A 10,466-nucleotide genomic window follows, 5' to 3' on the forward strand; every position below is an offset into this window, starting at 1 on the left:
CGCACCTACCCCGACCAGCACCACTACCAACTCGACGCCTGATCAACGACTTTCCCTCGGAAGGAGCCGCACCCAGCGCCGTACGCCCAGCGCTCGCAGACCAGGGTCAGACGCTCGGACGCCTCCGCCACCCTCGCCCAGAAACCCGCGTCCGCGACGGCGTCTACGGGGTCCGAGACCTCTATGGGTTCAGGAGCCGCGTCTCGCCACAGGAACGTCACGCCCTCACCATGGAATCCCGCCAGATCGGCGGCCACCGCTGGTGTGGTGAAGAGGTGTACCGCTCCGTCCCATCCCGACTCGATCTGCAATCTACCGGGTGCGGCGAGCTGACAATACGGCCCGCGCCCGGCTGCCATTCCCTCGGCGAGGCCTATCGCTTGCGGCGGCCGGACCTCCGCACCGTTGCGCAGGCCGCGGTGCTCTTCGGGAAGGGGCTCACTCACCAGCAGCCCGCCCACCTCCAGGAGGTCTGCGCCGCTCTTCTCGATCGCGGCTCCGAGCGCCTTACGAAGCTCCGCCGCGTACGCGCTCCAGGCAGCGGCTTCCGCCAGCTCCTCTCGCACGCGCTCGCTGCGGGGGCTGATGATCAGCTCTTTGCTCATTTCGCCAGCCACTTGAGTCCTCGCAGCTCTCCGTTCGGCCCGATGTCGCGATTCTGGCCGACTTCCTTCTCCCGCACGGTAACGACGGCGCCCTGATGCGGCACCTCCAGGGGTCCCAGTAGGAACGGAACAGAGAATCGGCGTAGCTGTCAAAATTTTTGACGAGGTGTGAGCGGGGCTCTGTGCGCACTCCCGATGCCCGACGGTCCGTCGGGCGCCTATCGCAGTAAATACCGGATTTACTGTGACAGAGCCCCTACCGTGATCATCGCGACCTGCGGCGGGTCATCCCGACCGCCAGAGTGAGGTGTACGCATTTACTGCGACAGCGCCGGAAGGGTGGGACGGCGTGACGATCGAACCAGTGACCGAACTCGGAAGCGGGGGCGCGCTTAGGCTGCCGCGCGCCCGGGTCGTCCCCCTGTCCGCCCCGCCGTCGTCGTACCCCGCGGCCATCGAGCGGTATCTCACCGGTGCGGGCATCGCGAAGTCCTCCGCGCGGATCTACCGGATCTCGCTGACGACGTGGGGATGGATGCTCACCGGCGTACCGGCGCCGACCGGACCGGCCCGCCGGGGCGCGAAGCCGCCCGCCGTCCCCATCGCCGCCATCGACGATCCGGCGCTGCCGGAGGTGCTCGCCGAGCTGGCGGCGGCACGGGCGGACGAGATGGACGCCGACACCGTCAACCGTGAACTGTCCATCGCCCGCAAGGCGATCGGCTGGTGGCAGCGCCAGGGCTGGATCGAATCCGATCCCACGACCGGCATCGAGCGGCGGCCGGCACCGCCCGACCGCACCAGGGCCCTCGCGGACAACCAGATCGCCGCCCTGTGGCGCCTCGACGTCGCGCTGCGGGAGAAGACGCAGTGGAAGATGCTCTACGAGTCCGCCGCACGAGCCGACGAGGTGCTGTGCCTGAACGTGGAGGACCTGTACCCGCAGGACAAGCGCGGCAAGATCACCGCCAAGGGCGGGGCGACCGAGTGGATTCACTGGCAATCCGGCACCGCACAGCTCCTGTCCCGACTCATCGCCCGCCGCACCCGAGGCCCGCTGTTCCTCACCGACCGCAAGGCACCGGCCGGGACACCCACGCTCGACGTGTGCCCCGAGACCGGCCGGGCCCGGCTCTCCTACCGCCGGGCCGAGGAGATCTTCGAGGAGAACACCCGGCTCTTGGCCAACCCTCTCGCCTCACCCGAGGACATCGAGGACCTGGACGGCTGGACGCTGCACCGGCTGCGGCACTCCGCACTCACGCACGATGCCGAGGGCGGCACCTCCACCCCGATGCTGCTGGCCCGCTCCCGCCATGCCTTGGTTCGCTCCCTGGAACGGTCCGCCCGCCCCGGCGTCGACGCGGTCGCCCGACACGTCGCTGAGCGCGATCCCGCCGCACGTCGCCGGACATGACCAGGGCGGACAACGACGCAGCGGTCGTCGCGCCCCGCCCCGAGCACGCACGTCGCCGTCTACGCGGCCGGGGTGAGTTCGGCGCGGCCGAACAGCAGGGCGTAGCCGGTGGGGAACTGGTGGAGGATGCGGGTGATCAGGTCGGGGCTGGCGTAGGCGGCGACGGCGGAGAAGACGGAGCCGGTGTCCCAGCGGGTGGTGGCCAGGGAGGCGCCGGTGCGGGCGGCGAGGTCCTTGACGAAGGCCCAGCCGGTCAGTGGCTGGGTGTCGGGGATCTGCGCGGTCAGCACACGTGCGGCTTCCAGGGGCAGGCAGGCGGCCAGGTCGACGCGTTCGTCGCCGGTCAGCTGGCGTCCCAGTCCGGCGAGGACGAGGCGGACGACTTCGTCGGCTTTCTCGCGGGTGGGGTAGGCGCCCTCGTAACGGACCTTCTCCAGCATCTGCTCGTATGCCGTCCCGTACGGCTGCTGGGGCGGTGTGTGCAGGTCGGAGATCACTGGGGTGGTTGCCTTTCTTGCTGTGGCCGGTGTTCGGGCACCGGGTGCGGGATGGTCAGGTGGGCTGGGGGCGGCCGAAGAGCAGGTCGTAGCCGGCGGGGAGCTGGAGCAGGATCTGGCCCATCAGGTCATCGCCGGCGGCGTCGGCGACGGTGGACAGCACGGCGCTGACGTCCCAGGCGGCGGTCTGCTCGGTGGCGCCTTCGATCCACGCGGCGGTTGCGCGGACGAACCGCTCCGGGGGTAGCGGTTCGGCGCTCTGCAGCGGGTTGAGCAGGATCAGAGCGAACTCCTCCGGCAGGCGCGCCGCCAGTTGGGCGCGGATGTCGCCGACCAGGTGCGCGCCGAGGAGGGCGAGCACCACGCGGGCTGCGCGCTCGGCTTCCTCCCAAGTGTCGTACTCGCCGCGTTCCTTTACGTGGCCGAGGAACGCTTCGCGTCGCAGAGTCATCTCGGCCGCCCCCTTCTTCTTCGGACTGCCCATGGGGGTGCGGAGGGCGGGGTGAGGGGGAGATCAGGTGTCCGCCCTCCGCACCCGTCCGGCCGGTGTCAGCCGGAGATCTCCTTGCGGCCGGAGCCGACGCCGATGGAGATCTTGCGGGGCTTGGCGCGCTCGGCGATCGGGATGCGCAGGGTGAGCACGCCCGCGTCGTAGTCGGCCTGGATGTGCTCCGTGTCGAGGGTGTCGGCGAGCACGATCTGGCGGGAGAAAACACCCAGCGGCCGCTCGGACAGCTCCATCTGCACGTCGTCGGCCTTCGTCACCGGCCGCCGCTCGGCCTTGACGGTCAGCATGTTCCGTTCGACGTCGATGTCGATCGCGTCCGCGGGGACGCCCGGGAGGTCGAAAGCCACCACATACTCGTCGCCCTCGCGGTAGGCGTCCATCGGCATCGCCGACGAGCGGGACCAGGTGCCCGGGCCCATCATCTGCTGCGCCAGCCGGTCCAGCTCACGGAAGGGGTCAGTGCGCATCAACATCGTGAAAACACCTCCAGCAGGTTCAGGCAGTTGCTGCCAATGCGCCTCACTGACACCGTTGTAACATGTCATCCATTGGATGACAAACAAGATGTCGTCTACAAGATGACAGTGAGAGGGAGGTGCCCGTGACCACAGCCGACGAGCCGTTCACGACCAGCACGAATGCCCACAGCCCGGCGTCGTTCCTCGCCGCCGCGGCAGCCCTTAACGCCATAGACGACGCCCTACGCGACGCCCGGCGAGAGTCGCTGGACACCCCGGATGCGCCCGGCCCCGGGCCGGAGCAGGCGCTGGCCTCCCTGATGCTGCTGCGGCAGGTCCGCGAGCAGCTCGCCGGATGGGAGACCGGCCTGATCGAAACCGCCCGCCACGCGGGAGCCAGCTGGGCCGACCTCGCCCACCCCCTCGGCGTCGCCAGCCGCCAGGCCGCCGAACGCCGCTACCTGCGCGGCCGCCCCGGCCCCGCCGGAACCACCGGTGAACAACGCGTCCAGGCCACCCGCGAACGCCGCGCCGCCGAACGCACCACAGCCACCTGGGCCCGCCGCAACGCAGCCGACCTGCGCCGCATCGCCGGCCAGATCACCGCCCTCACCGATCTGCCCACCACGGCCCGCCTCCCGCTCAGCCAGCTCCACGCGGCCCTTGCCCACGACGACCCCGCCGAGCTCATCCGCCCCCTCAACGACACCCGCCCCCACCTGACCACCACCCACCCCGACCTCGCTGCACAACTCGACACCCTCACACCCCCCTGAACCCATCCGTTGCCCCAAGGCGTGCGCGAGATCCGCCTGCCGCCGCTTGGCACAACTCTGCGCCTCTTCGCGCGAGGAGCTGGTGAGCAGGGACCGCCATGTCTTCTCCCCTCCGGGCTGCCCCGTTTATCACATGGGGTGATGCTCTGGGCTTAAACAGAAGATCGCCTCACGCTGCCCCAGGGCACCTGGCACCGTCGCGCGCGAGTCACGCCGACGATCAAGGAGCAGGCCGGTGCCCACCAACTTTCTGAGCGAAGAACAGCGCAGGCGCTTCGGTCACTTCACCGAGGACCCGGACGAGGGACAGCTCGCCGGGTCCTTCCTGCTGGATCAGACCGCACGGCGCCGGGCGATGGCCGCCCGTGGCGCGCGCAACAGGATCGGCTGGGCCGTCCAGCTCGGCACCGTCCGCTACCTGGGCACCTTCCTGAACAACCCCGAAGAGGTGCCCGGCGTGGTGGTTGGCTATGTCGCCGAGCAGCTCGGGCTGGAGCCGGGTGCGTTCGCCGGGTACGGCACAGCTGGGGCCCGCTGGGACCACCAGGAGCAGATCCGCGCCGGCTACGGGTACACCAAAGTTCGAGTTCGACCAGTGGTTCACGCTCGCCCGCTGGCTCTACCAGCGCGCCTGGATCGGCAACGAACGCCCCACCCTGCTGTTCGACCTCGCCACCAAACGCCTGGTTGACAAGAAAGTGGTGCTGCCCGGGGTGACCGTGCTGGAACGCCTGGTGTCCGGCACCCGCGAGCGGGCCGAGAAACACCTGTGGGCGACGCTGGCCGCCGCCCCACCCCGGAACAGGCCGACCGGCTACAGCAGCTGGTCGTCGTCCCCGCGGGCAAGCGCCTCTCGGAGCTGGACCGGCTGCGCCGCTCCCCGCGCGACATCTCCGCACGCGGGGTGGGCAAGGCCCTGGAACGCTACGAATGACACTGTCACGTTGACCAACCGGGTGGAATGATCTTCTGGTTGATCGTGCCGGGGAGGGGTTCGCTCGTGTCGTCCGCGTCGCCGTCGTACAGGGGCCACCGCTACCCGGTCGAGGTCATCGCGCACTGTGTGTGGCTGTACCACCGCTTCCCGCTCAGCTTCCGCGAGGTCGAGGAACTGATGCTCCAGCGCGGTGTCGTCGTCTCCCACGAGACGATCCGCCGCTGGTGCGCCAAGTTCGGGCAGGTCTACGCCCACGGCCTGCGCCGACGGCGGCCCCGGCCCGGCGATAAGTGGCACCTGGACGAGGTCTTCATCAAGATCGGCGGAGAGCAGAAGTACCTGTGGCGGGCCGTCGACGCCGACGGCACCGTGCTCGACATCCTCATACAGAAGCGGCGGGACAAGGCCGCGGCCCGCCGCTTCTTCCGTAAGCTGCTCAAGAAGGCGCGCACGGTGCCCCGGGTGATCGTCACCGACAAGCTCCGCTCCTACCGAGCGGCCCACCGTGAGGTCATGCCCTCCGTCGAGCACCGGCAGTCGAAGTACCTCAACAACCGGGCGGAGAACAGCCACCAGCCCACCCGGCAGAGGGAACGCGCGATGAAGGGCTTCCGCTCGGCTGGCGGGGCGCAGCGGTTCCTGTCCGCGTTCAGCGGCATCTCACCGCACTTCCGGCACCGCCGCCACCTGATGGCCGCACCCGACTACCGAGCCGAGATGACCCTCCGCTTCGCCATCTGGGAGCAGGTCACCGGCGCCGCCGGCCAGCCCACCACGGCCTGAACACAGGCCCGGGCCGCGGGCCCACCACGCCCCGACGCACCATCAGACAGTCACGCACCCAACAACGTGACAACGCCACTCATACGCTCCACAACGTGACAGCGCCCTCACGGGGGACAGGAGGGCCCGGCCGGTCCCGGACCGGAGGTCGCGGTGGTTTGCCGTGCAGTTTCGGGGTCGGTTATGTTTCCCCGGCCGGTCCGCGTCCGGGGCGGCCGCCGTCTCTCCCCCGCCCACGCCGTCGCGGGGTGCCCGTCCGAGGGAGCCGCCTGACATGTCCGCCGACCGGTTCACCGTCTACCGGTCCGCCGCGCTGCTCACCGTAGCCGCCGTCCTCACCGCGTGCACGACCACCACGTGTTCATCCGACGGCGGCGACGACGCGACCCGGGGCGCGTCCGCGGTGACGACTCCCCCGGCGCACGCCGGGTTCGACTACCAGCTCGGCGGAGCCTATCCCCCGCCCGAGGGCGTGGAGGTCGTCGTCCGCGACCACACGGCCTCGCCCGCGCCGGGCCTGTACAACGTCTGTTATGTCAACGCCTTCCAGGCCCAGCCGGACGCGGAGGACACCTGGGAACCCGACCTGCTGCTCCGCGAGCGCGACAGCGACCGTGGCGGCGACCCCGACGGCAAGGTCGTGATGGACACGGACTGGGACGAGGCGCTGCTCGACATCGGCACCGCAGGCAAGCGCGAGCGGATCGCCGAGAAGGTCAACGGCTGGATCGACACGTGCGCCGACAAGGGCTTCGACGCCGTCGAGCCCGACAACTACGACAGCTACGCCCGCGCCCCGAAGGGCCTCCTCGGCGCGGACGACGCGAAGGCATTCCTCACCCTGCTCGCCGCCCACGCCCACGACCGCGGACTGGCAATCGCCCAGAAGAACACCGCCGAACTGGCCCCCGCCCGTGAGGAGGTGGGCGCCGACTTCGCCGTGGTGGAGGAGTGCGGCCGTTACGACGAATGCGGCGACTACGCCGACGCGTTCGGCGACCGCGTCCTGGTGGTCGAGTACGAGGCGGCCGGACTGGACCGGGCCTGCGATGGCTGGGGTGATGAACTCTCGGTGATTCTGCGGGACTTGGACGTCACTCCCGAGGGAAGCCCCGGCTACGTACGGGAGACCTGCGGGCACGCGTGAGGCGGGCGGAGGCCGGTGGGGCCCCGCTGACAGAAGACGAGCATGATCACACAATCGTCGCCATGACCACGTACCGGTTCGTCAGGCGCTGTCACGCTTGGCATTCGTCCCGCTGGTCGAAGGCGGGATCACGAGTAGGCTCGTCCCATGTCCGCTGCGTCCGTGATGTTGGCTTCTTCGATCCCCACCGGGGTTGATACCGCGACACGTTACTTGGACCTTGCCGGCGTCTTCTCGTGCGCGCTGCTGGGCGGTGCCGTGGCCCGGACGGTCGGCTTGGACCTGTTCGGGTTCCTGGTGGTAGGCATCATCTCGGGCCTGGGCGGGGGCCTGATCAGGGATGTGCTGCTGCAGCACGGCACGCCGGTCGCGCTGACCGACTACGCCTACCTGTCGACCGCTGTGGCCGGTTCCGTGGTGGTGTTCCTCATCAAGCTCAGTGAGCAGTCCTGGAACCGGCTGTTCACCGCGCTCGACGCCGCGGTGATCGGGTTCTGGGCGGTCGCGGGCGCCAACAAGACGCTGGCGGCCGGTCTGGGCTGGCTCCCGGCCGTCCTGCTGGGCACCGTGACCGCTGTCGGCGGCGGCGCTCTGCGTGACGTCATCCTCGGCCGGGTGCCGGCCGTGTTCGGTGGCAACGGCCTGTACGCCACCGTCGCCGTGGCGGTCGCCGGAGTCATGGTGGCCTGCTCGTACCTCGGCGTCCCCCAGGTCGGCATCGGCCTGGGCATCGTCCTGGCGCTGGTCTTCCGGCTCACCGCCGTGCACTACGGCTGGAATCTGCCCACCGGCCTGGACTGGCAGCCCCAGTCCAAAGTGGTCTCGGCTGTGCGGCGCCGCGTCGCCCCCGCCACCCGAGACGGGGAGGAAGAGTAGTCCCACCCGCGCAAGGAGTCACCCATGAGTGACCGCGCCCCCGTCGTGCCGGCCGGCCTCGACGGCATCCGCGCCCACCTCGAGGAGGTCTACCAGGACCTGCACCGGCACCCCGAGCTCGGACTGCGGGAGCACCGCACCGCAGGAAAGGTGTCCGAAGCCCTGCGTTCGTTCGGCTACGAGGTCACCGACGGTGTCGGCGGAACCGGGGTGATCGGGGTCCTGGAGCACGGGGACGGCCCGACCGTCATGGCGCGTGCCGACATGGACGCCCTCCCGGTGCGCGAACAGACCGGCCTGCCCTACGCCTCCACCGCGACCGTGACCGCCCCGGACGGCACCGAGCAGCCCGTCATGCACGCCTGCGGACACGACATGCACGTGACCTGCCTGCTGGGCTGCGCGCGGCTGCTGGCCGAGAACCGCGACACCTGGCGGGGCACCTTCGTGGCGCTCTTCCAGCCCTCGGAGGGGCGCTGTCACGTTGGCTGGGGCGTGGGATGATCTTGGAGTGATCGTTCCGGGAAGGGTTCGTTCGTGCCGTCGACGCCGCCGTCCTACAAGGGCCACCGCTACCCGGCCGAGGTCATCGCGCACTGCGTGTGGCGGTACTTCCGCTTCCCGCTCTCCTACCGAGAGGTCGAGGAGCTGATGCTGCAGCGCGGCGTGGTCGTCTCCTACGAGACGGTGCGCCGCTGGTGCGGCACGTTCGGGCAGGGCTACGCCAACGCCCTGCGCCGCAGGCACCCCCACCCCGGCGACACGTGGCACCTCGACGAGGTCTTCATCACCGTCAACGGCGAGCGGAAGTACCGGTGGCGTGCCGTCGACCAGGACGGCACCGTGCTCGACATCCTCATGCAGAACCAGCGCGACAAGGCCGCCGCCAGACGCTTCTTCCGCAAGCTCCTCAAGCAGACCGGCGCCGTGCCGCGAGTGATCGTCACCGACCAGCTCCGCTCCTACCGAGCGGCCCACCGCGAGGTCATGCCCTCCGTCGAGCACCGTTCCCACCAGGGCCTGAACAACCGGGCGGAGAACAGCCACCAGCCGACGAGGCAGCGCGAGCGCGCGATGAAGGGCTTCCGCAGCGTCGGCGGGGCGCAGCGGTTCCTGGCCGCGTTCAGCGGCATCTCCCCCCACTTCCGGCCCCGCCGCCACCGGATGACCGCCGCTCACTACCGCACCGAGATGACCGTCCGCTTCGCCATCCGGGACCAGATCACCGGCGCCACCGCTCTGCCCACCGCGGCGTGACCCAGGCACCCACCCGCCCCCTCCACGCCCTGACGCGCCCTCAATCGATCAACACCCCACCAACGTGACAACGCCCATAGAAAAGGTAACGGGGAACATCGTGAGACCAGCAATCCGCCTGAGGAAGGGGACCGGCGCCACCATGGCGGCGGTCCTTCTCGCCGTCACCGGCTGCACGGCCGACGCCGGGGGCCACGACGGCGGCACGCCCAGGCCGCGTCCCGGCCCCGCCACGGGAACGTCGGTGATGCGCGGCATCACCCTGCCCTCCTGGTACCGCACCGACTACGACAGCCCCGCCGCCGACCGCTATCTGCGGGACATCAGGGCGACCGGGGCGCGCTGGGTCACCTTCACGCCGACGTGGTACCAGAAGCGGCGCACGGACACCTCCATGCACCGCACCGAGGACACCGCGAGCGACGCGAGCCTTACGCGGATCGTGCGCCGTGCCCACGCGGCCGGCCTGAAGGTGATGCTCAAGCCGCACGTGGACCTGCCCGGCGACGCCGATCGCGCCGAGATCCGGCCCCGGGACCGGGACGCCTGGTTCGGCGCGTACCGGCGGTTCATCACCCACTACGCGGACCTCGCGGCGGACAGCGGCGTCAAACAGTTCACGGTGGGCACCGAACTCGCCGGCGTCTCCGGCGACCACACCGCTTGGATCCGGGTCGTCAGGGCCGTCCGTGACCACTACGACGGACCACTGACCTACGCCGCCAACTACGACGAGTACAAGGAGATCCGCTTCTGGAAGGAGCTCGACCTCATCGGCATCGACGCCTACTGGCCCCTGTCCGGCGAGCCCACGCACGACGCCGCCCGGCTGCTCCGCGCCTGGGAGCCGATCCGCAGGGAACTCGCCGCCTACGCGCAGCGCGAGGACCGGAGGATCCTGTTCACCGAGGCAGGCTACGTCAGCCAGCGCGGCGCCACGACCGCCCCGTACGCGTGGGACATCAGCCAGCACCCCGGGAACTCGGAGCAGGCCGCCGCCTACCAGGCGCTCCTCGAGTCCTTCACGGGCAGACGCTGGTGGGCCGGGGTGTGCTGGTGGATGTGGGACGACTGGCCGGACAGCGGGGAGACACCGGCGAAGCTCGCCTACAGCCCGCACGGGAAGCCGGCGGATGTCGGCGTACGGGCTGTAGTGCAGAGGTATGTACGGGCTGATGTACAGAGCTTGAGACCGTGTCAGCTGA

The 10,466-nt window shown here is 70.1% G+C and carries 12 protein-coding genes and 3 pseudogenes; 11 read left to right on the forward strand and 4 right to left on the reverse strand.

Translation table 11 applies throughout. The features are described 5' to 3' along the window. Positions 1-23 precede the first annotated feature (23 nt). Entirely contained in the window at positions 24-605 is a 582-nt protein-coding gene (locus tag JL475_RS36755; RefSeq protein WP_202282530.1) for a hypothetical protein, read from the reverse strand. A gap of 349 nt (positions 606-954) precedes the next feature. Here JL475_RS36755 and JL475_RS36760 point away from each other — a divergent pair, with 349 nt between their 5' ends. Further along, complete coding sequence (locus tag JL475_RS36760; RefSeq protein ID WP_307825306.1) at positions 955-2,022, forward strand: tyrosine-type recombinase/integrase; 1,068 nt, start codon at positions 955-957, stop codon at positions 2,020-2,022. Between the two features lie 59 nt (positions 2,023-2,081). Here JL475_RS36760 and JL475_RS36765 read toward each other — a convergent pair whose 3' ends face one another. From JL475_RS36765 to JL475_RS36775, 3 genes are all read right to left on the reverse strand, one after another. Next, positions 2,082-2,519, reverse strand: a complete 438-nt coding sequence (locus tag JL475_RS36765; RefSeq protein WP_202282531.1) for a DUF2267 domain-containing protein — start codon at positions 2,517-2,519, stop codon at positions 2,082-2,084. A 55-nt stretch (positions 2,520-2,574) separates the two neighbouring features. Continuing rightward, positions 2,575-2,970 carry a DUF2267 domain-containing protein gene (locus JL475_RS36770; RefSeq protein ID WP_202282532.1) on the reverse strand — a complete coding sequence of 132 codons (396 nt, stop codon included), beginning with the start codon at positions 2,968-2,970 and terminating at the stop codon, positions 2,575-2,577. Between the two features lie 98 nt (positions 2,971-3,068). Next, positions 3,069-3,500, reverse strand: a complete 432-nt coding sequence (locus JL475_RS36775) for an Hsp20/alpha crystallin family protein (protein ID WP_202282533.1) — start codon at positions 3,498-3,500, stop codon at positions 3,069-3,071. Positions 3,501-3,628: 128 nt separating this feature from the next. Here JL475_RS36775 and JL475_RS36780 point away from each other — a divergent pair, with 128 nt between their 5' ends. The 10 genes and pseudogenes from JL475_RS36780 to JL475_RS36820 form a co-directional block, all read left to right on the forward strand. Continuing rightward, complete coding sequence (locus JL475_RS36780; protein ID WP_202282534.1) at positions 3,629-4,261, forward strand: type III effector protein; 633 nt, start codon at positions 3,629-3,631, stop codon at positions 4,259-4,261. 235 nt (positions 4,262-4,496) lie between these two features. Next, positions 4,497-4,820: pseudogene (locus JL475_RS36785) on the forward strand (DUF4158 domain-containing protein); the annotation flags it as partial. Beyond that, positions 4,732-4,941, forward strand: a pseudogene (locus JL475_RS41805) (hypothetical protein); the annotation flags it as partial. The pseudogenes JL475_RS36785 and JL475_RS41805, both read left to right, overlap by 89 nt. 89 nt (positions 4,942-5,030) lie before the next feature. Further along, positions 5,031-5,195: a hypothetical protein gene (locus JL475_RS36790; protein ID WP_202282536.1), complete on the forward strand. Its 165-nt coding sequence runs from the start codon at positions 5,031-5,033 to the stop codon at positions 5,193-5,195. Positions 5,196-5,222: 27 nt separating this feature from the next. Continuing rightward, positions 5,223-5,981 (forward strand): IS6 family transposase, encoded by a 759-nt coding sequence (locus JL475_RS36795; protein WP_202282537.1) that lies wholly within the window; start codon positions 5,223-5,225, stop codon positions 5,979-5,981. Between the two features lie 274 nt (positions 5,982-6,255). Continuing rightward, positions 6,256-7,128: an endo alpha-1,4 polygalactosaminidase gene (locus JL475_RS36800; RefSeq protein ID WP_202282538.1), complete on the forward strand. Its 873-nt coding sequence runs from the start codon at positions 6,256-6,258 to the stop codon at positions 7,126-7,128. Between the two features lie 213 nt (positions 7,129-7,341). Beyond that, a complete protein-coding gene (locus tag JL475_RS36805) occupies positions 7,342-8,004 on the forward strand; it encodes a trimeric intracellular cation channel family protein (protein WP_237409322.1) in 663 nt (220 codons plus the stop codon). Between the two features lie 24 nt (positions 8,005-8,028). After that, a pseudogene (locus JL475_RS36810) lies at positions 8,029-8,475 on the forward strand (M20/M25/M40 family metallo-hydrolase); the annotation flags it as partial. 66 nt (positions 8,476-8,541) lie between these two features. Further along, positions 8,542-9,261 carry an IS6 family transposase gene (locus tag JL475_RS36815; protein ID WP_202282540.1) on the forward strand — a complete coding sequence of 240 codons (720 nt, stop codon included), beginning with the start codon at positions 8,542-8,544 and terminating at the stop codon, positions 9,259-9,261. A gap of 100 nt (positions 9,262-9,361) precedes the next feature. After that, the coding region (locus JL475_RS36820) for a hypothetical protein (RefSeq protein WP_307825307.1) at positions 9,362-10,466 on the forward strand (1,105 nt) is incomplete at its 3' end.

Origin of the sequence: Streptomyces sp. M2CJ-2, assembly GCF_016757295.1 — a bacterium.
Taxonomy (GTDB): Bacteria; Actinomycetota; Actinomycetes; order Streptomycetales; family Streptomycetaceae; genus Streptomyces.

Coding starts and splice junctions, on each gene's coding strand:
- JL475_RS36755 (WP_202282530.1), bottom strand. CDS start 605: ATGAGCAAAGAGCTGATCATCAGCCCCCGCAGCGAGCGCGTGCGAGAG.
- JL475_RS36770 (WP_202282532.1), bottom strand. CDS start 2,970: ATGACTCTGCGACGCGAAGCGTTCCTCGGCCACGTAAAGGAACGCGGC.
- JL475_RS36775 (WP_202282533.1), bottom strand. CDS start 3,500: ATGTTGATGCGCACTGACCCCTTCCGTGAGCTGGACCGGCTGGCGCAG.
- JL475_RS36795 (WP_202282537.1), top strand. CDS start 5,223: ATGATCTTCTGGTTGATCGTGCCGGGGAGGGGTTCGCTCGTGTCGTCC.
- JL475_RS36800 (WP_202282538.1), top strand. CDS start 6,256: ATGTCCGCCGACCGGTTCACCGTCTACCGGTCCGCCGCGCTGCTCACC.